Source organism: Coleofasciculus sp. G2-EDA-02 (genome assembly GCF_040226375.1).
In the GTDB taxonomy this organism is placed as follows: Bacteria; Cyanobacteriota; Cyanobacteriia; order Cyanobacteriales; family Coleofasciculaceae; genus Coleofasciculus.
On sequence record NZ_JAVKEW010000073.1, the window covers coordinates 1 to 20,235 of the forward strand.

Below are 20,235 nucleotides of genomic sequence, written 5' to 3' on the forward strand. Positions count from 1 at the left end.
AAATCTTTGACACCATTTATCAAAGCAATTAGGCATCGCTGCCGGATGGGTCTCTTTCATGTCAAGTTCAGAAAACGTGAAAGTATTGCTATAACTAGATTATAACCTGTTTTAGTTCTTTTTTTCGTTCAAGTCCCACTAATCAATGCTGCCATGCGAGAATCCAGTCCAGTGCCTTCTAACACGGCTGCACGAACTTGCTGGACAATCTCGCGTTGAATTGATTCATCGGTTAGAAAATATCGCTGCGTTGGGAACAGTCCAAGAATGCGTTGCTCTTGTCGTTGCAAAACACCTAAATCAACTAAGTTCTGCAACACAATCGGCTGAAACCATCTGTATCTTCGTCTCCAACGAGTAATCCAGAACCTTGCAGTTCGAGGACGAGACGATGCCAGAACCTAATTGAGGTGTCGATCTAAGAATTCATCGCCTGTGTTACCTGCGATCGCACCGATCAGACGATTGTCGTTGTCGATCTCAAGTTTGCCTTGCAGTACTAAGTCTAGTAATAAAGAACCGACCAAGCCATATTCGAGCGCCGCGTAGAAAGAGAAGCGAGTTTTCCCAGTTTGGGGATTGAGTGCAAGAAGGATTAAGTCCTGTGAAAGATATTGCATGATGAATTCCTGATTGAGGTGTGCTGCGGTTCCTTCGGAGTTGCGCCTTGGCGCTAATCGCAAGTTTGATGCCGAAAGGTAAGGATCTTAAGTTGCTTCTGTCCATGTGCCTATGCGAATAAACCTGCGAGCAATGCTGTGGCGATCGTTAGTAATAGATGGGTGGTGATAGCCACTTATCCTCATCACAAAGGTTTTGTCTCTACTGTGTTTGTCTCTACTGTGTATGAGTAAGGATAAAGATTGAGGGTTGAAATTGAACTTGCTCATTTCTTACTTTCTCCGGTGAAGCTTATTCTCTGTACCAAACACGCACACATTGAAAGCAATTGATTGCAAGCCCCTGACTGATCATCACTGGGTAGAAAGCATTACTGGTCGTCACGCCGTAGAGACCATCGCTTGTACCTTCAATCCGATCGGGTAAAACGACAGTTTCAACATTGATCACCTGTATCGTTGTACTTTCGATCCACTGATTGACCTCACTCACAACCTCAGAGAAGGATTCGTAATCGGAAGGTCCGCCGAAGGGTCCCCGTTCAGTAATCCGAGGCGCAAAATCTTTGTACTGAATCAAAGCCTCTTTATCTTGCAACATCATCTTGTTTCTCCTATTTCAACGATTCAGCTCATTTGTCCAATCGGTCGAACAATGATTTCATTCACATCCACCCCTGCGGGTTGCTCGATCGCAAAGGCAATCGCACGCGCGATCGCCTCTGCTGGAATCACTGCCTCACGAAATTCCTCCACCCACTCCGCCGCTTCAGCATCCGTGATCGTGCTGGCAAGTTCAGTTTCCGTCACTCCAGGCGAAATCACCGTAACCCGGATGTCTGTCGATTCTTGCCGCAGTCCCTCGGAAATCGCCCAAACTGCAAACTTAGTGGCGCAGTATACGGCTGCGGTTGGATAGACGTTGTGCCCACCGATCGAGGATAGATTGACAAACTGCCCTGATCGTTGCTGCTTAAAGAGGGGTAGCGCCGCAGCAATCCCGTGAAGCACACCGCGAATGTTCACATCAATCATGCGGTTCCATTCATCGATCTTCAGCACCTCTAGCCTGGAGAGTGGCATCAAGCCTGCATTGTTCACCACAACATCAAGGCAACCAAATTTATCTTGGGCAAACTCGACAAAGGCTTGCATGTCTTCAAGGTTGGTGACATCAAGGGTGCGGTATTCTGCTTCGCCACCTTTAGAGCGAATTTCGGCAGCGATCGCTTCCAGTCGATCAGTGCGTCGCGCCCCTAATATAACCCGTAAACCCTGATGAGCCAGCAATCTAGCCGTTGCTTCACCAATACCGCTACTGGCTCCAGTAATCGCAATAACTTTGTTCTCAATAGTTGACATGGTGATTGTTCCTTGTAGGTGATTAAAGCTGATCGGCAGTTAGGCTGCATTGACCAGGGCAACCAGCACTAGTTTCTCGGTGAAACTCTTGTCCATAAGTCGTTGAACACTTGCATATCCAGAAAGGCGATCGCTTCGACTGCTTTGCCGTCCTGCATTCTGAAATACCAGGTGTAGGTGTTTTGGTAAGGTCTACCATCTCTAGCAGTTGCCTCCCCATCCCACAGCACGATCACCATATCGCCATCTGCCCAGATGCCGCGTACGGTTGGCACGATCGGGGTTGATAATCGAGCACTGGTGGGGCTGACGACTTGATCGAGTAACGCTTGGCGGCTGTAAGTGCCTGCCGTTTCACCCGTCCCCATAATTGTCCAGGTGGCATTTGGAGCGAGCAAATCAAAGACGCTGCCAGTTCCGTCTCGCCAGCCATCAAAATACTGCTGGACAATTTCCTTATTGCGCTGTTCGATCACCTGAATCTCTGCGTCTGCTTGATTTGGCTGAGTTGCCTGAGCCAAATTTACAAGTGCTGGAAGCTCAAACACAGTCACATTCGAGTGAAAACCTGCCTCCTCCGTGCGAGCTTGTGTCGTCGCTGGAATAGCCAGCAGCCCGATCAGCCCTGTGCCAATGAAAATCTGACTTAAATGACGCATCATCTCAATCTCCTGAAATTTTTATGCAATTCGAGTCATCGTTGCTTTGGTGTTGAAAGGCTCATCTTTCTCGGTAAAAAATATAGCCGCCGTGATAAAGAACGCCGTCACGAAATTCGCCATCGGCGGTAAATCCAGTATCGTCCCAGTAATTAATGCGATTTCCTGTTACTAATGCAAAAGCTCCCAAACTGATCGTGTGCAGCCTTGACAACTGCAAAGTCTGCGGCTCGATCGACAACATCTAATTGCAGGAGCAAGATCTAATCGCCGAACCGCAGCTAGAGAAGGTTGTAGTCGAATAGTTTCATCCTATAAGTACGAATTAGGAGTTTGAATACACAAACCTTACCGATGTTTGCCTGATCCTCTCAAAAGATGCACAGCATTCAAGATACCCGTAGCCGTTCTATATCTCGAATGGGCGGTGCACCAAACATGCGGGAATATTCGCGGCTGAATTGCGACGTACTCTCATACCCAACTCGATAAGCCGCTTGAGTGGCATTGATCGCCTCGGCAAGCATCATCTGTCGGGCAGTTAACAGTCGTAATTGCTTTTGATATTGCAGCGGACTCATGGATGTGACAGCTTTGAAGTGACGATGGAACGATGCAGCCGACATATTCGTCTGCTCTGCTAGCTCCTCAACCCGCAGCGGCTTTGTAAAATCAGCTTTAATCTGTTTAATCACGTCAGCAATGCGCTGCATATTACTGTCAGCGGTCGCAATCTGACGCACCACTTCACCTTGTTGGTCGGTGAGCAAACGGTAATAGATTTCGCGAATCATCAACGGTGCTAGAAATGAGATGTCCTGTGGTGTATCTAACAGCTTTGTTAACCGGATAACGCAATCGATTAAAGATGGCGCGGCATCGCTGACACACCAGCCTCTGACAGGGCTTTGGTTCTGACTGATACCCAGCTTTGTTTGAGCAATAATCTCACAGAGTTGTCCTGGGTCTAGCTTCAGCTTTAAGCCGAGATAGGGCTGATCAGGGGTTGCTTCTACCATACAAGCACTCAGCGGCATGTCCACCGAAAGAATCAGATACTGAGCAATCCCATACTGAAACGTTTCCTCATTGAGTGATACTTTTTTTTGACCCTGCACCACAATGGAGAATAGGGGTTCGCTAACTTCCTGGATGGTGATGGAAGAGTTGCTTTGTCGGACAAAGACTAAAGGATCGATCGCGGTTGAATGATAACCCTCTCCCCTGCCATCAGTATGCTGATCGGCTAATGCCGCCAGCTCTGCACATTTGGCGACTGCCACGGACTGCTGCGCTGACAAAGTCTCTTTACAAGAAGAAATGCTGATCATGTTTCTGTGATTGAGTGTCTTGATACGGGACTTAAACGAAAAACAAGAGATAAAAAGGGTATAATGCTATGAAACTCTAGATTTCACGTCAATGTACTCCTGATGAAAGAGACAACTCCCGCCGCCATGCCCCCCTGCTTCGATAAATGGTGTAAAAGGTTTGACTTTTCTGTTTAACCGCAAAGCCCAGAAAAGGGAGTTTAGAAACTATATTGGTGGATTATTGGGGGAAAGTGAACGAAAAAACCTCTCTCAGATGGCAGATAATGCCGTAGGAGTAACCTACCACCGATTACACCCTTGGTGCGCCTAAATTCGGAGGAAACCTCCGAGGCGGCGCATCCGCTTTTTGACGGAAGCGCCTTGGTCAGCAATAGAAGTCAATGCCCGTCGCCTCCAGGTGATGAATCAGTGTAGCCAAACTAAGATAAGTCGGGGCTTTACCCTGGTTGTGGATGATTCAGGGCATAGAAAAAGCGGGAATTTCACCGCCGGGGTGGGAAGGCAATACATTGGAGAAATAGGGAAAACGGATAATGGGGTAGTGGTAGTAACCACCCATTTATATGATGGCATCCAAGAGCTTGCCGTTAGATATAGAGTTATATCAACCCGCGAGTTCATTAGAGTCAGGAAAAGAAGACAAACAATTTATTAAGAAGCCGGAGTTAGCGTTAAGTTTAATAGACCGCAGCTTAGGGAGGGGAGAGCGGCCGGGTCTGGTAGTGATAGATGCAGGGTATGGCAATAATACAAGCTTTTTGGGGGAACTGGAAAAAAGAAAACTAAGGTACATAGGAGGAGTCGCGAAAAACCGGAAAATCAGAAGAACAGATGAATCAAAGTCAGAAAAGGAAATACGGTTAGATGAGTTAGTAAAAGCGTTGCCGGATAGTGCTTTTAGTGAGATAAAGCTAAAGGGAGAAAAACCGAAAGCGATCGCTCTTTGCAAGATACAATAGCGATCGTTGGTGTTGGTTTAGCCGCAGCAGCCATTGGTGCTACTGTTGCCCCTTATGTAATTCCCACAGAACCCCGACAGCCCATCCTACCGCCATTTTCCACTAACCACCTCCATCCCATCACTCAATCATTGCTTTTGAGCTTAGTTTTTGGTGCTACAGGGGCAGTCATCACCAAGGCACTCACCGCTTTCATTCAAAATCGAGGTGTAATTGCAGGGCGTTTAACTTAGTTAATTCGAGGCGGTAGTAATAAAACAGCCAAATTACCTAGGAGTACTCAACAAACTTTACCGCAATCTCAAAAACCGACAAAATAGATACCTCAGCCCTTCAAGTCGCCTCTGAACCTGTAAAAACCATCAGGCTACCAGACCGGAAAAATAATGAGTCAATCGCCAAATTTCCGATAAAATCAGGGTCATGACCACCCTGACCTTTAAAGAACTCTCCTTTGAATTACGCGAAAGTCCCCGTCGCCGCACGGTAGAAATTGCCACTGGTTAGCAGAAAATGGGGCAATTTACACCCTATGAGTCAACAAAAACCCACTAAATTATCCGCACCTATATTGCCGTAGTCCTACCCATAGCAGAAGATTGCTTTAAAACCGTAACTCTACAAATAGCGGTAAGGCGATGTTAGTATTAACAGAATTTGTTGTTATCCTTGTTAATACATCAGGGAGCCTCTCTTCAGCTCAACGATATCGAAAAAAGGTTCCTTCTATGTGGCTTAAATATGGTGTTAGTGCAGATAATGCGCTGATGAGTATTGAAGATGTCCCCAGTGGCAAAACCAACCTAACCTGTCTTTATTGTGGTGGGGGGCTAACAGCAAAAAAGGGTAAGGTGAAGCAACACCACTTTGCTCATACGGATGAAACCTGCTATCCCGTTGCCAAGAAACAAGTTCCGACCCTACCTCTATATGACAACTTCAATATCGAGCTATCAGGAAAGGAACTAGAAGAATTAAAAGTATTGTGGAAAAACTATGGTGTTGAGAACTATGAGATTTTTGTCAAGCCTTCTTTGAAATTAATTTTATCGAAGTTGTTGACTTGGAACGAACGGGGATGCTATGAATTCACCAACTTTGGAAAAATCCCAGTGGGAGCGTTACCCTTGTCATTATTCAATGAAGTGCAAGAACCTCTATTACTCAAGAAGCTATCGCAATTAGAACAAGCCGCAGAACGAGCCAAGATTATCAATTCTCGATATTTGCCAGAACGAGTTGCTGATTTAAGACTCTATGGCGCTCAATATAAACGAATCCTATAGAATAAGCTCTACTTTCTGGAAATCAAAGCCGGTCGAAAACTCTTGCATAAAATCGGGATTACGAAGCGTCCCATTGAAGAACGAGTGGCTGAAGTCCAAAGAGATTTAGCTTCTCATTACAAGTCAATTGAAATCCAAGTTCTGGATACTTGGGAGCATCGAGGCAATGTGGAGCTTTACTTTAAGCACAGGTATCAGCCGTTTAATTATAGGATAGGAACGTTAACCGAGTATTTTAAGTTGAATGACGTTGAATTAGTGCTGGATGATTTGCAGCAAATGAAGCCTAAAATTTTAACTTCAGTTGAGTTGGAGCTAATGGAAGGAAATGCAACCAAAGCCATGCCAGTTAAAATCTGAACAATTGGATGAGTGCATCGCTCCTGATAAATCCTCACTTAACTGGAATGGCACTGACTTAAGCTCAATCAGGCAGCTAGCTTACGTTTGATTTCATCACAGGATTGCTGCATCCAAACTCTAGCTTCTGTCATAAAGGTTGCGGCTTACTGAGAAGCAGAACTCACACAAACCTTATTGGCTATGGAACTGGTTATTTTTGGCTGACCTTAGTCCACAATCAGAGCCGGACACAGATTTTGGGGGTTCCCTGTCAGGGGTGCGATCGCTATAGATGGGGATTAGAGATTTGTTCGCGTAATTTTCTGGCGAACAAATCTCGACTTTTAGTAGTTTGGATGTACTAACCCAAGGCTTATTGGGACACACCCCTTCCGACAGGATCACAGTGGCATCAGGACATGGTAAAAAAGTCTCCTAGGCTGAAGCGAGAAGAACTCAGCACCTAGGAGATCTAAATTTCAGTGATTTTTATTATAGACGGAAAAAAGTGCAGGAAACTGTAACAAAATGTCGCTTCAAAAAATCTTTCCAGCGGGAACTACCCTTCTTGAAACCCAAAGTTCTGGCTCCCGATACGAAATTTGTTCCCCTTGCCTGTAGTAATGGTACTCTTATACAGGTTCCTGAATATCTGGTGAAGTTGTTGGAGGAAGCAGACGCTAGTTTATCTGAAAAAACAGATACGGCTTTCTTTGTATGCGATCGCGGGTTTGAATGCAGCTATAAATTTTGTAGAAGCGCTACCCTTATTTCGCTCAAAAGTAACAAATTCGCTTCCTCAATAGACTCTCTTAGATGTGTAGCAACTTACCACTGCACTCCTGTCAAATCCTCGACAGGAAGAAGCTCGTAACTGTGGATGGTCACTAGACGATAATCAGACTCTGGGAATCCGAACTGCACCACCTCAAAGGTAGAACTGAAATGAGCTAGACCATAAAGTAGCATTGCCTGATAGTTGTGATCAAACCGTCCCTGCTACCGCAAAACGCCCTTGACATAAACCAAGGCATCTTCCAATAGTCCTTCATGTTCTGCTGGGTGGCGAATTCAGCCAAACACTGAAGCATTTCAATCAGGGGTTGGTTTACCCAGTCCTGGCTATCAGTCTCCAAGTTCACCAGCGACATCAGCTTTTCTGACTCCCTCATCCTCTCTAAGATTCGCAGCGATTGAACGTCAAAACCAACGCCAGGACCGAAAACCAGGTTAGAGACTTGCTTACTGGAGGGCTTTTCACCACCTGATTGCGCGAAGCTGCCCAAAATTTTATAGGGTCTACCGCCGTCGCCAGGAAAGAATATTTCTGTGGCTTCTTTGCGAAACTGTACCGCCCACTGAGCTAATTCTTTTTTACTTCGCCTCAGCGCGATCGCTACCAGTTCGCTGGGTGCAAAAATCTGTAGGGCGTTGCAAGTGAAGGCTATTTGACACTGCGACAAAAATAACTCATCCATTTTTCCTACCCTGTCCGTTACCTGCACTCTTGAAGTCCCGCTGTCTGATTTCCAATAAAATAGCTGTGTCTTGTTCGAGTACTCGACCCAGTGCAATCAAGTCGTCATCCGTCGGGCGTTCCCCGGAAGCGATCGCTTCTATCCGTTCGATAGGTAACCGCGCCTCTTTTGCCAATTCCTCAAAATTCCAGGTTTTAACCAGATCCGCCATTGTTGGTAAGTCTTTCACCGATTGGTCTGGCTGCGGGTACTTTCCTCGAACCCTCAGCCCCTCCTCAATCAAAATCCTCACCATTGACGAGAGCGATCGCCAAATTTCAATTCTAGGGGAAATAGGAAAGCAATCACACCCCCTTCAAGGGTAAGGCTACCGCCTCACAGGAGCCGCTTTCCTCAGCAATCTTTATAATGGTTAAGAGCAATAGTAAAACTAAACCCAAAAGAACAACTGAAGCCGAAATGACTGAAGACACTCCACTTCAGTCAGAGGAATTCGATTTTGAAATCGACCCAGAACTTCTAGAAGCGAGTTACAACCAATTAAGGCGACCCATTCTGCCCTATGGCATTGTAGTGAATGAACAAGTAGCAGGCATATTAATTCCAGAAGAGCAGTTAGAAAAAGCCAATTGGCTTGTTATGCCAACGGAAGACGAAATGACCACCATTGGATTAACAGAAGATGTTACAGGTCTGCTGCTCTCTAAATGCCGCTTGTGCGTACTGGCATTCGTGCCCGAATACATTCGTTACAAAACTGATGTTGCTGATTTAGGCGGTACTATTGTTGGGTTGTACGAAGAATACAAAGCTCAACTCGACAAGAAAACAATGGATGTTGCTAGCGAACACGCTATTGTTTTCCTGGATAAAAACAATCGTCCTATGCACAGTACGCCTATCGTAGTCAGGTTTAAGAATGTCGCACTTTGGAGCTTTAAAGCAGCTAAAGATGAATTTTATCGTTTGTTGGAGAAAAGCTTCGCTGACTATTTCCAAATTCCCTTTAGTGGCAAAAACGATAAATGGCGAAGTCTTGGCATCCTAGAAGTTGAGTTCAAAGGAGTCAAAGAAGGTGAAGGATCGAACAGAAGCTACTGCTGTAAAACTATCAGCTACACCAAACCAACAGTTAATAACTTCCCCGCTCTATATCTAGGGCGACCGCAACAGAAGAACACGCTTTGGGGACTGCACGATAGTATTGCGGGTTTCACCGAAACGTCTGCATTACCAGGTACAGCCGAACCCCAAATTCAAGTGCTACCACCCCCACCCGTTTCCCGCAAAGGTGAAAATGGGAAAAAGCCGAACGGTGTACGAAAACCACCCCGCACGATTGCCGCCGAAGTGGTAGAAGATGATGAGGATTTCTACGACAATTTGGATGAAGAAGAGTTCGACGACGATTTTGATTCCGAATTTGATGATTGAAACACTTGGCTAAAAGCTTCTCAAAAAAAATCCCAGAGCTGAATCGCAATCTGGGATTTTTTTTAATGATTAGGCAATTATTTTAAGTTATTTCTGAGTTATATCAATCACAGAACTTTTAGCTAGTTGGTACTCACGACCATTGAAGCAAAAAAGCAACTTTCGGATATTATTACCCGATCGCTGTTGGACTTGCAGACAGGGCAAACCAGTGGTTTTGGATGGCTCGTCTGCCACTTGAAACAACGGTCTATTCGGTGGCAAAGTCGGGTTAAGGTAGCTAGAAAACACGCGAGCAGGTGGAGTATTTTTTCTTACCCAATAAGCGGTATACAGGCAACCTTCAGTCCCACAAACGCCTGGATTATTGAAGTTAAAAACAACTAACCGCCCCCCTTGTCCATCAACAGTCCAAGCCAAAACCTTCGAGGCTACTTCCTGGGGATTAAGTTCAGAATTTTCGGCAACAACGGCTTGAACAATCTCAAGAGGAACAACGCTGGTAGCAGCAGACCAAGAAGTCGTCGCGGCGCTCGTGCTACAACCAGCGTTTCCCATTAGTACCGACAGTAACAAGAACAACACAACTCCAAAGCGGAACCAGCGTCCAACAAACAAAAATCCCAAGGGGGGTTTGGAATTATCCGGGTATTTAGAAACGAGCAGGAAGTTATGATCTTGAGAAGGTTGAGAAAAGGGGAACAACGTTTTACGGGTTAGCCGATGAGTTAAGTTCATCTTTCTTTCAGAGCGTAACATGACCTGTTCATTTTTTGTAAACATCGATTCACCTCCAAAGATTGAGTCAATTAAGCCTACCGCAGTTGTGTAACCCTTTCTGGCGATCTCGATAGCGCTTCACAACATCCTGTCCGTAAGTTTTCAAACTTAAACGACCGAATATATCAGTTGCGCCACTGTCAACTTGAGAGTAATCCCCTCCAAAATGTTTTTGAGCCACACGTTCGATTAAACGTTCGTCGTTAAAAGGATTGCCAGTGGTCGGGTCTATTTCTTGAGAGGTTGTGTTGAGTTTGTCAGTAAAACTTCTGGTGAAAGCCAATTCTTGATCGGCGGGTGGGAAAAATTGAAACAGTTCGGCTTGAGTGGGTTTATAACCGCCTTTGACTTTAGCTAAGAATTGCTGTCCCCCTGGTTTTGATGAAATCGAATTAGCAGCGTACTCGTTGTAGCTCATAAACTGGTACTTGCCTAATGGAACTCCACAATTTCTACCACCATCAGCGCAAACATGAGGACCGATAGTCTCGTAAGAACCGCTACTTTCAATACTGGCAATGGCTTCAGACAACGCGGCAACATTGACCCCTTGAACGTTGCCAACTGAAATGGGTGCATTGCTGCTAGGAGGACAAGGAACATTCACCTTAGCTGCCGTCCCTACACCCTTCGTGGGAGGGGAAGATACCCCCGTGCGAGTCGCCCCAGTTGGTACAGAGGAAGAGCCACTCGATGAGGGTGACAATGCCCCAACAAAGATGGGAGAATTAACCCGATAAGTGAAGAAAGGTACTGGACCAATGAAATAGGGAGAACAGCCGCAAGGCGAACAAAACCGGAAGAAAAGAGCCGTATCAACCGTATCAGTCCGCTCGTCTGGTTCCATGACAACCACTTTAAAGGCACTGCCAAATGGCAGTCTCCCCGTCGGTTCCTTACCGCCGTTGACACCTTTTAGACAGCCTGATCCTCCTTCAACTTCTTGATACTTACCGCTAATCCATTGCTTGCCTTCCAACGAACCGCGAGCATTTCGACCTGAATTTTCCAGATCGTCTAATTCGATATAAGCGCAATCATTCTCTTGACAGTTAACTGAAAATCCCTGAACATCTGAGCCTGAGATAGTATTGGTTCGTCGGCTTTCGGCAGGACTGTAAATCGCGTCAATCCGCATAACCAAATTGCCTAATTCGGCAACTGGATTGGGAAAGCTCGACAAAGGCAACGCATTCAGTCCTGGTACATCCTTAATCAGAGTCGTTTGCCAACCTGAAAATGCACCAAGTTGAGCGCTTTCTAGGTTGGGAATGGAAGACATGGAATACTGAGATAGGTCAATTTCTCCCAACTTCAACTGCCCAAGCTGGGGATTGGAACTGAGAACCTGAGCCAAAGTTTGCTCTGTCGCATCAATACCAACGGCTTTGGTCGCCAGCAGTCCCGCCACCGGGGCAATATCCCCGATTTTAAATTGACCCAGAAGAGGAATAGCCTGAACAAGCTGGTCTAAGGTCTGTTTGGCAACTAAAGTGAAGGTACTTAAAGCAACCTGATTAAAGTCCAAACCCGTTTGCTGTGCAATGAAACCCACCGACAGCAGTTCTGGCTGCAATGCTTGGCTAAGGTCGCCCAACATGATGTATTGGTCGGGAGTTTGCCCTGCTGTCCAAGTCCGGCTCAAATCGTAACCCACTGCCTGCGCGTACTCTTGAGCTGAAAGGTTGCCAGATTGACTAATGGGTGGCATTTGAGAAAAAGAAATCTGCGTCCAATCTGGCAGAAGGGTGTTAACAGAAGTCGCGTTTCCTTGTCTATCAACACCAGGTATTTCTAAAATCCGAGTCGGCAGTTGAGTCGTATCAACAGGAGTTTGTGCGCCAGCGGAGAGGCGTCCATAAAATAAACTCGAAACTATTAACAGTAAAAAGAGTATTCCAGGCAATAATTTCCTGAATTTTGCCGATAATCTTCTTCTCATTGTCGTCTCAAAACCCTTCGGTTATCTCTTGATTGAGGAAAGAGCGCGTTGAATCATCTGATACGGTTCGCGCTCCCCTCTAAGAACTAAGACAGCCTGGACAAGCATCGCCTAGAGCTGCTTTGCTACAAAGACTACAACTCAATGTCGTAGCAGTCAGAATAAGAAGTTGCTCCTTGAGGTGGATAAGAAGGGCTATCTTTTACTCCGGTATCAAAGTAAGGGTTAGGATTAGCAACCGTCTCAGTCCAAGGAGTATCGGCTAAGTTCAAATCGCCTTCATAAACGTTCTCTCGATAACCATCAGCGAAGTAATCTGGAACACCATACGGCTCAGATGGCTGAGGGCTATAGCCCTCAGTTCGATACCCTTCAGATGAATAGCCGTATGACTCGCTCTCATAACTATAGCCAGTAGTGCTGTAGCCTTGTCCGTCACTGTAGGTGTTGTTTGGATCGTTCATAAAACCTGTAGCTACAAAGTAGTAAAAATCGACAACTTAGCGTAGCTAGGGATAATAAACGAGGGTTTCAGCCAATAGTCGTAATTGAACTCCCGCCTATCGGCGGATTTAAAAGGGCAAACACCCGAAAGAGTATGCCCATGAACAACCCATACCTGCTGCCAATTACACAAAAAGAAATAAATCGCTGGCGACGCAGAGTATTTCGCCAACTACTTATACAACGAAGAGTTGGAACGAGGGTGAAGTTACTCAAAAGCGTCGATATAACTATGGATTTATGCGGATTGGCTCGCAAAAAAAACAGGTAACGCGAACATCACTGAAAAAGAACTCTTTGTAAAAACTCAGAAGATTTTTAATTAATTCTTCCACTTATCCTACCTTCTCTAATCTCATCATTCTTAAGTAAGATATGGCTCAACTCAATCTGTTACCCCCTGAATTTCTTCAAGAAATTGACAGTTGCCCGGTTAAACCTCAGTCCGACACTGGGGAACTGCTGAAACTATTAGCCCAGATGGGTATGCACCAAGATTTAATAGCGATGCTACTGAAATTTGCTGAAATTCCTATTCCCTTGTTGCGTTACTATGCAGGCCCATTAGTTCTACACCGAACACCCTGGTCAGAAAGCATACCTGACTGGTTAAAAACCGCTTGCTTATCCGACCGACTCGATTTGATTGTAGATGAGTATAACAAGGGAGTTGTAGTCGCAAGCATTCAGGGCATTTCTCAAACGCACGAACGCCAAGTTAATCGAACTTCCTTTAGAAATATTTTGGGGAAGCGATCGCCCGGTGACAGTTGAGAGTTACTTAGTTGTAATAGACAAGCCGTAAGAGTTACTCGATACGCCAATCAAGAAGACTCGAATAAGCACGTTTCCCTAGCTAGCGCTAAAGAAAAATAGCTTGAGCTATTGCCTTAAAATCCCCCTAACTCCATGATTACTTCGCCGCACACCGCCCTGACTCCTGTGGTGGAATACGAGCTGATTACGAACTCATCTCGACTTAGCACTATTCTACCACGTCTAATGAAAGCTCGTGTTATAGCTATAGACACGGAAACTACCGGACTAGACCCTTTTACCAACCGCATTCGACTCATCCAAATAGCTGTTCCAAAGCACCCAGTAATAATTATCGATTTAGAGGCTATTTCCACTCAGGAACTGTCACCTTTGAAACAACTTTTAAATAATAAGGTTATTAAAGTGTTTCAAAATGGTAAGTTTGACTGGCAAGTGTTAGAAATAGCCAAGCTCCGACCCTCTGGGCCATTCTTTGATGTCATGTTAGCAAGCCAAGTGCTGCGTTCAGGACTCAAGAAAGACCACGATCTACAATCCCTCGCTCTGGAATTTTTAGGAATTAAACTTGATAAACGCTTCCAGTCGAGTAATTTTGGAGGGAAACTATCAACCTCTCAGTTAGAATATGCAGCTTTAGATGCTGCTGTCTTACTGAAACTTAGATCGCGGCTTAATTCCAAACTCAGAAGTGCTGGGTTACTGGAAACTGCCCAGATTGAATTTGCAGCAATGCCTGCTGTAGCCCAGATGGAACTGAATGGAATGCTTTTGGATGCAAAATGCTGGCATTTAGTGGGTGAAGAACTGAAAACCCAAAGGCAGACAGCACTGACAGAATTAGTGAAAGCTGGTTTAAAACCCGCCCCTAATCCACAACTTTCCCTATTCCCAGAACTCACGGAAACCATCAACCCTCGCTCGGCGACACAAGTTTTAAGCGCTCTTCACGCCTTAAATATTCCTATCAAGTCAACCAGCAAGAGCGAACTCATCCCAAAAGCTCGTGAATATCCGGTTATTCAATCCCTACTGAAATATCGAAAGTTGGCATCTTTATGTTCAAACTTTGCTGAAGTCTTGCCCAAACATATTCACCCTGTAACCGGAAGGATTCACCCCAGCTATCGGCAATGTGGCGCTCGTTCTGGACGATTCAGTTGCAAGCAGCCGAATCTGCAAAATATTCCCAGGATTTGCACCGCCAAGGGAATGCGTGCTTGCTTTATTGCTGCTCCTGGCTATCAAATAATCAAGGCGGATTATAGCCAGATTGAACTAAGGATTGTAGCAGAAATATCTGGCGATGCAAAAATGCTTGATGCCTACGCTAAAAGTGAAGATTTGCACGCTTTAACGGCATCATTGATTACAGGCAAGCGGTTAGAGGAGGTAACAGAAGAGGATCGGCGGATAGCCAAATCGGTAAATTTCGGGTTAATCTATGGCATGGGTGCCGCCAAACTTCAAGCTTATGCTGAGGAAAAGTACGATGTACTCTTAACTCTAGAGGAAGCCACAGAGTTCAGAATGCGGTTCTTTCAAGCTTATGCTGGAGTTAAGAAATGGCACGATAGAATCAGGAGAATGGTGTATATTAAAGATATCAAGCAAATCCGAACAATTGGTGGACGCAGAAGACGGTGGGCGAAGAAACCCAGGCTTTCTGAGTTGCTAAATCACCCTGTTCAGGGAACGTCGGCTGATATGTTGAAAGTGGCGATCGCTCGTTTGTTTAAAGTTCTACCTAAGACGGGTGCGAAGTTGATTGGTGTGGTACACGATGAGATTTTGTTAGAGTGTCCGAATGCAAGTCTAAAAAGAACCAGCCGCCTTCTAAGAAAGGTCATGGTGGCAGCAGGAGAGTTATATCTACAGCAAGTTCCTGTTGAAGTTGAAGTAAAAATTGATTCTTCTTGGAGTTAAATACAGCCATTAGCGATCGCACTCAGTCAATAGTGTTTCAACCGCTTGTTTCTCCCAATCAACATACGTTGCTGGGTTCTGCCAAAATTGCTGCCATGCCTGATTTAGCAAGTTATGAATAGGGTCTTGAATCGTAGGGGTTGCAATTCGAGCCTGAATATCTTTTACCGCATTCCAAGCATGATATGCTACTGCCTCTATGAGATCCCTGGGATAGCAGCGGTGGTATTCGGGTTCCGGTTGGGCTGCGATTTGCTCACAAAACTCACTCCATCGCTGCTGAATCTCCTTAGCTGTTGGTTGAGACCCAGATAACTCCAGTGCATACAGCATGGCACTCATCCGTGCATGATCACAGGGATGTGAACTTATCCGCAGCAACGATAACTCGTGCGGATTACTACCACGCTTAATTGCTAAATGTAAGTGTGACCAAACAAAGGCTGAACCTAAAGTATAGACTGCATATAAATCACAGAAAAACTCTTCTACCCAAAATTTAATCCATGAAATTTGCCAGGTGTGAAGGAGTTCATAAAACTGTCTAGGTCCACGGCGATACTCTAGTTTGTTTTTCTCTTCTTCAAAATGATTGAGTACTTCAAGAATTGCATTTTCATACTGATGTTGAAATGGTTCTAATATTGGATCGTTTTTTACTGTGAAGAAAGGATGCGCTAGCTCATGATACAAATCAGGGAGATGCAACAAAAACTTACCTTCAATTAAGGGAATGCAAAGGAGATTGAGATTACGGTAAATGCAAAAGTACTGCTGAGATAGAGTTGTAACAGTTGGAGTAAGGTGAGGATAATTAATTTCACGCGCTATTCTCTCGATCAAAACATTTAGACGATAGTCTTCGCTAGATGCTCGATTCAATGCAGCAATTCCAACTGTTTCAATCAAGTCCATTTTTGCAACAATTCGCTTGAATTCCCGTAGATTTTCTGGATCACAGGTATTATGAACATTTTTTCTTAGCTTTTGTAGCGCTTGAATTTCATCGTTCACTTGTTGTGTACATATTGATCTCAATGCCTGGTAATCTCTAGGAAGATCCCTAGGAATGCTGGCTATTAATACCCGCCCTCGTTCAATCATTTGTGGAACTGCACCTGCAAGATAGTTATTAAGCATTACCACCTCGCATCCGCGCAAAGGTATTCGCACGTTCATACTCAAGCATATTTGCTAGCTTTTCAAGTTTTGTAATCTCAACTGGTGTTATCTTGTGTGACAACAGTGCTTGGCCCAGTTGACTCCATTCAACAAGGCTTTTTTTAGGACTATCTTGTAGCAAAATAACTAATAATTGGGCATCTAACCCTCTTGGTGATTTTGCTAAACTAACCAATAGCTCTCCCAACTTCTGTTGCTGCTCGGAGATTGTTATCTGTTCTTGCTTGAGTTGAATCAGGGCTTGATCCAGAAGTTCAGCATATTCTTCAAGCCGAGTATACAGAGTGGAATATAGACCGATTGTACTCATACTGTTGCCTCCTCGCTGTCTTGCTCATTATCAGCGATTTCATTAAAGCTATCTTCGGACTCAAGCTCTTCTGATAAGTCAAATCGGAGCGCATCTTCATCGTATTCACTAGCATCTTCACTCAATCTCCGGTCGTTGAGTTTTACTGTGATCGGATAACGGGTGCCGTCATCAGGTTTTGTCCAAGTTAGGGCAGTTAAATAGTAAATATCTTCCAAACATAATTTAAATGGCAGGCTACCCTCGATATACCGGACGTGCAGTGGCTTAACTGTCCCTGGCTTTGGAAATGCTCGACCTGTTGAGCAGAGGTATCCATCATTGTTGATGATACGGTAAAAGCCAATTTGAGGATTTTGCACAAACGGTGACTGCCCCCCTCGCTCAGTTACATCAAATAACCGTATGGATGCCGGGGCAGATTTAGAGATTTCTAGAATTGTTAAAGTGGCATCTTCAGGTATAATTCCTTGTGCCTTCAGTGCCGCGATCGCCTGTTTAGCCCCTTCAATCTCGCACTCATACATCCGCCCATCACGATGAATGACAATGCATAAAAGTGGATACGTCGCTTGCTCCGCTTCTTTTGTCAAAATTTCAATTAAACAGGCTTTAACCTGATCGCTAGATAACTGCTCCTTTTGTTTGGACGTAATCGGTGGCAGCGTCCAAATTTGACTTCCATCCTTGTTGACAACAATGTAGCCTGCTGTGTGGTGTTTAACATCAATTCCAATAGTGACATCCGCGTGCAAAGGCGTATCCAAAACAAACGGCCATCGCTCATTGGTAAGTAGTACCTTATTCAAGGCAACAGCACGAAGATAGCCTTGCAATTTGCCACGTTTTGGGGCGCGGACAGCGTAAAAGGGCTGTCCATGCTCGTTGTACCGTAATTCGTAGCACTCTTTCCCTGTTGCTGAGTGAATTGTAGCCACGTATAAATCATGGTTTTTTAATTCCCTGACAACTAAAGCAGCAAGGGGATCGTGCTGGCGTGGTAAGCGGTTGGGAGTATGATGCAACATCACAATGCCGTAACCTGGCTGAAGCTGATGTTCTTCCACGGTTTTCAGAATGGCTTTACCCTGCTCAATGTAGGTTCGGAAACCCCGATCTGGGTAGTAGATCACCTGAGGTTTGTAGCCTCCACCTGCTGGATAGAGTTTATCAACAACCTTTTTGAGATCCTGAACAAACTTTGACCCAAAACTATCGCCGACAGTCTGAGGAAGCAAAAGATACTGGCGATCAAAGGGTTCTCGCACATACACTCCAGCATCCGGACTACTAAGTAGCTCTAATCTCCTCTGCCCAACTTGATTCAAAGTTACGTGGGTCGCCCCTTCAGTACCCCGAACTGACAACCGATAGTTATTTCCAAAACGGTAATCTGGAAGTGTGAACATTTCCTGTGAAACCTGCTCAGGTGTGCCAGCAACCTTGAGAGTAATGTTGCCAAATTTAATCTCTCGGAGGTACTTCTCAACTAGCTGATGAATCGCAGAACGGCGAATATGGGGTTTCAAAATAGTGTAGGAGTGGTAACGCTGAATGACAGGATTAGTGGTGTCATACACTAAATGACACAATGCTGCGATCGCCATCCGATCTTCGTTCTGATTATTGAAATAATGAACCACTGCCGCATCTTGAGCTATAGATACCAAATCTTCTGGAATTGGCTTGCGGGAATTTTTGATGATGTAGTCAAGCAAAGAAAGCAAATTATTATTGTATGGAACCATTGCTTCCGTCGCGTTTAAGTCGGAAAGCTCACTCAGTTGAATTTCATACCACTGGTGTCCGTAATGGTAAATGCAATGTTTAACTTTATACTGCTGAAATTCCTGTTCCGTTAAATAAGTGGGTAACGGATCTCGACTGATAAACTTATGTTGCACATCAACGCAGAGTCCAATGCTTCCACTTTCGGTAAAATCTGGACGGACTGAGAACCCGCGAAATAGTGAGATCGAACCAAATTCTTGATGTGGAGCCTTCTCAAAAAAAGGTTTTCCAGCACTGGGCTGCCACAGTTGTGCATTCCCAAACAGGGCAGACTGCACCATGAAGTGGAGGAATCGCAGGCAAATCTCGTCATTCTGTGGGGTACGGAGTGAATAGTCAAGGTTTAGCGTATTGCCAGTTGATTTGAAATAAACAACCCCTCTGACAATTGGACAAGATGCAGGTGGCTCTGGTGCATCGGCAGCTACTACCAGGCACGGCTTTGCGTCACATTCGATGATAGTTACAGGATATTTGAGGAGATAGCTCAACCGATGGATCAAATTCTGCCGATTCTTGTAGTACTCAGAATGTCGCTTAAGCCCTCGTATCTCATACAAGCGGTACTGAGTCGCAAGCTCAGCAAGATTTAAGAATGGAAAAACATTACTTTCTATGCCCATTACGCGGACTCCCAACAAATTGATTGATAGTTACAGAACTGGCACGTTTCAGGGGAAGAAGCTGTCAAAAACTCCATTGGAGCAAGTGTTGATTTTTTTGCCTCTCCTACGATTAGTTGCATTGCACTGATGCTTTCAGCCATAAAGTTATCAATTTCAGCAATTCGCACTTCGTCTAATTGATAACGTCGGATCTTATTTGTCAGTAATTGAATTTCCAAAAGTTGAAGGTCAGTAACTTCCCACTTTGATAATTTTGGAAAATCTTTGTGGGGTTTTCCTCGAGTTAGAGCGAGTGCGTATATTCCAAGTTGATTCAAAGCTCTGTAAACTCCAGAGAAGTGAACCTTCCAATCAATAATCAATGGAGGTTTGTTGCGATAGAAAGCAATAAGATCGGGGACGGCTCGAACCGTTTCACCAGTGTGTGAGAATGATAATGCTCTCTGAGTGACGAGATATTGAGCTGTTTTGAGTTCTGACCAAACTTCAGGCATATTAAATAAATTTGCTAAGGCTTGGTCAATTTCTGCTTTTGCCTTTTTTATCTCTGTCTCAGGAATCTTCCCGCCATACTCCATGCAATGAAATACAGCAAAGTCAGAACCTACCTGAGAAGGTGAAAGTCCTTGTTGATGCAGGGGGTGTTGTCGAGCAAATTTGAGTTGTCGGTCAAATAGCTCTTTAGCCCTCTGTTGAGCAACTGTAAGTGAGGGAGTTCCTTTGGCTTTTAATGTCGGAACAATCACCTCACTAATCACAGAATCTACGATACTACCACGCCAAGAACTGATACTTTGCAATTTACTCAGCAGGTAAGCTTTATGGCGGTGAATATCTTTTGCTTTCCAATTTGCTAGACAGTTTTTGTAGTACCACTGTCGTTGGCATTTTTTGAATGTTTTTGCCGCAGAGAAAGACCACAT

The 20,235-nt window shown here is 44.8% G+C and carries 19 protein-coding genes and 3 pseudogenes; 7 read left to right on the plus strand and 15 right to left on the minus strand.

All coding sequences use genetic code 11. The features are described 5' to 3' along the window. Positions 1–128: 128 nt before the first annotated feature. The 6 genes and pseudogenes from RLO19_RS07645 to RLO19_RS07670 form a co-directional block, all read right to left on the minus strand. Positions 129–620, minus strand: a pseudogene (locus tag RLO19_RS07645) (GOLPH3/VPS74 family protein). Positions 621–912: 292 nt separating this feature from the next. Next, on the minus strand, positions 913–1,221 hold the full coding sequence (locus RLO19_RS07650; protein ID WP_446355310.1) for a hypothetical protein: 309 nt from the start codon (positions 1,219–1,221) through the stop codon (positions 913–915). A 26-nt stretch (positions 1,222–1,247) separates the two neighbouring features. Then, a complete protein-coding gene (locus tag RLO19_RS07655; RefSeq protein WP_446355247.1) occupies positions 1,248–1,982 on the minus strand; it encodes an SDR family oxidoreductase in 735 nt (244 codons plus the stop codon). 68 nt (positions 1,983–2,050) lie between these two features. Continuing rightward, positions 2,051–2,530 (minus strand): nuclear transport factor 2 family protein, encoded by a 480-nt coding sequence (locus tag RLO19_RS07660; RefSeq protein ID WP_446355249.1) that lies wholly within the window; start codon positions 2,528–2,530, stop codon positions 2,051–2,053. 172 nt (positions 2,531–2,702) lie between these two features. Further along, positions 2,703–2,813: pseudogene (locus RLO19_RS07665) on the minus strand (Atu4866 domain-containing protein); the annotation flags it as partial. A 217-nt stretch (positions 2,814–3,030) separates the two neighbouring features. Beyond that, entirely contained in the window at positions 3,031–3,942 is a 912-nt protein-coding gene (locus RLO19_RS07670) for an AraC family transcriptional regulator N-terminal domain-containing protein (RefSeq protein ID WP_446355251.1), read from the minus strand. A gap of 132 nt (positions 3,943–4,074) precedes the next feature. Here RLO19_RS07670 and RLO19_RS07675 point away from each other — a divergent pair. From RLO19_RS07675 to RLO19_RS07690, 4 genes and pseudogenes are all read left to right on the plus strand, one after another. Next, positions 4,075–4,913: pseudogene (locus RLO19_RS07675) on the plus strand (IS701 family transposase); the annotation flags it as partial. 5 nt (positions 4,914–4,918) lie between these two features. Further along, positions 4,919–5,167: a hypothetical protein gene (locus tag RLO19_RS07680; RefSeq protein WP_446355253.1), complete on the plus strand. Its 249-nt coding sequence runs from the start codon at positions 4,919–4,921 to the stop codon at positions 5,165–5,167. Between the two features lie 495 nt (positions 5,168–5,662). Continuing rightward, positions 5,663–6,220 carry a competence protein CoiA family protein gene (locus tag RLO19_RS07685; RefSeq protein ID WP_446355255.1) on the plus strand — a complete coding sequence of 186 codons (558 nt, stop codon included), beginning with the start codon at positions 5,663–5,665 and terminating at the stop codon, positions 6,218–6,220. 21 nt (positions 6,221–6,241) lie between these two features. After that, entirely contained in the window at positions 6,242–6,580 is a 339-nt protein-coding gene (locus tag RLO19_RS07690) for a GIY-YIG nuclease family protein (RefSeq protein WP_446355311.1), read from the plus strand. Positions 6,581–7,512: 932 nt separating this feature from the next. Here the strand turns inward: RLO19_RS07690 and RLO19_RS07695 are convergent. Then, positions 7,513–8,040: a hypothetical protein gene (locus RLO19_RS07695; RefSeq protein ID WP_446355257.1), complete on the minus strand. Its 528-nt coding sequence runs from the start codon at positions 8,038–8,040 to the stop codon at positions 7,513–7,515. Then, positions 8,033–8,251 carry a hypothetical protein gene (locus RLO19_RS07700; protein ID WP_446355258.1) on the minus strand — a complete coding sequence of 73 codons (219 nt, stop codon included), beginning with the start codon at positions 8,249–8,251 and terminating at the stop codon, positions 8,033–8,035. Before RLO19_RS07700 ends, RLO19_RS07695 begins: the two co-directional genes overlap by 8 nt. Before the next feature lie 197 nt (positions 8,252–8,448). Here RLO19_RS07700 and RLO19_RS07705 point away from each other — a divergent pair, with 197 nt between their 5' ends. Beyond that, positions 8,449–9,474 (plus strand): DUF5895 domain-containing protein, encoded by a 1,026-nt coding sequence (locus RLO19_RS07705; RefSeq protein ID WP_446355260.1) that lies wholly within the window; start codon positions 8,449–8,451, stop codon positions 9,472–9,474. Positions 9,475–9,561: 87 nt separating this feature from the next. On the opposite strand, the gene RLO19_RS07710 is transcribed toward RLO19_RS07705, so the two are convergent. The 3 genes from RLO19_RS07710 to RLO19_RS07720 form a co-directional block, all read right to left on the minus strand. Further along, positions 9,562–10,257 carry a hypothetical protein gene (locus RLO19_RS07710; protein ID WP_446355262.1) on the minus strand — a complete coding sequence of 232 codons (696 nt, stop codon included), beginning with the start codon at positions 10,255–10,257 and terminating at the stop codon, positions 9,562–9,564. 22 nt (positions 10,258–10,279) lie between these two features. After that, positions 10,280–12,196 (minus strand): M23 family peptidase, encoded by a 1,917-nt coding sequence (locus tag RLO19_RS07715; protein WP_446355263.1) that lies wholly within the window; start codon positions 12,194–12,196, stop codon positions 10,280–10,282. Between the two features lie 134 nt (positions 12,197–12,330). Further along, entirely contained in the window at positions 12,331–12,660 is a 330-nt protein-coding gene (locus RLO19_RS07720; RefSeq protein WP_446355265.1) for a hypothetical protein, read from the minus strand. A gap of 415 nt (positions 12,661–13,075) precedes the next feature. On the opposite strand from RLO19_RS07720, the gene RLO19_RS07725 reads away from it, so the two are divergent. Together RLO19_RS07725 and RLO19_RS07730 are read left to right on the plus strand one after the other, a co-directional pair. Beyond that, positions 13,076–13,474, plus strand: a complete 399-nt coding sequence (locus RLO19_RS07725; protein ID WP_446355267.1) for a hypothetical protein — start codon at positions 13,076–13,078, stop codon at positions 13,472–13,474. 135 nt (positions 13,475–13,609) lie between these two features. Beyond that, positions 13,610–15,403 (plus strand): bifunctional 3'-5' exonuclease/DNA polymerase, encoded by a 1,794-nt coding sequence (locus tag RLO19_RS07730; protein ID WP_446355269.1) that lies wholly within the window; start codon positions 13,610–13,612, stop codon positions 15,401–15,403. Between the two features lie 9 nt (positions 15,404–15,412). On the opposite strand, the gene RLO19_RS07735 is transcribed toward RLO19_RS07730, so the two are convergent. Genes RLO19_RS07735 through RLO19_RS07750 form a run of 4 tightly spaced genes read right to left on the minus strand, consistent with a single transcriptional unit; the run spans position 15,413 to position 20,235 of the window. Further along, a complete protein-coding gene (locus RLO19_RS07735) occupies positions 15,413–16,543 on the minus strand; it encodes a hypothetical protein (protein WP_446355271.1) in 1,131 nt (376 codons plus the stop codon). After that, entirely contained in the window at positions 16,536–16,895 is a 360-nt protein-coding gene (locus RLO19_RS07740; RefSeq protein ID WP_446355272.1) for a hypothetical protein, read from the minus strand. Before RLO19_RS07740 ends, RLO19_RS07735 begins: the two co-directional genes overlap by 8 nt. After that, entirely contained in the window at positions 16,892–19,309 is a 2,418-nt protein-coding gene (locus tag RLO19_RS07745; protein ID WP_446355274.1) for a hypothetical protein, read from the minus strand. Before RLO19_RS07745 ends, RLO19_RS07740 begins: the two co-directional genes overlap by 4 nt. Next, a complete protein-coding gene (locus tag RLO19_RS07750) occupies positions 19,309–20,235 on the minus strand; it encodes a PD-(D/E)XK nuclease family protein (protein WP_446355276.1) in 927 nt (308 codons plus the stop codon). Before RLO19_RS07750 ends, RLO19_RS07745 begins: the two co-directional genes overlap by 1 nt.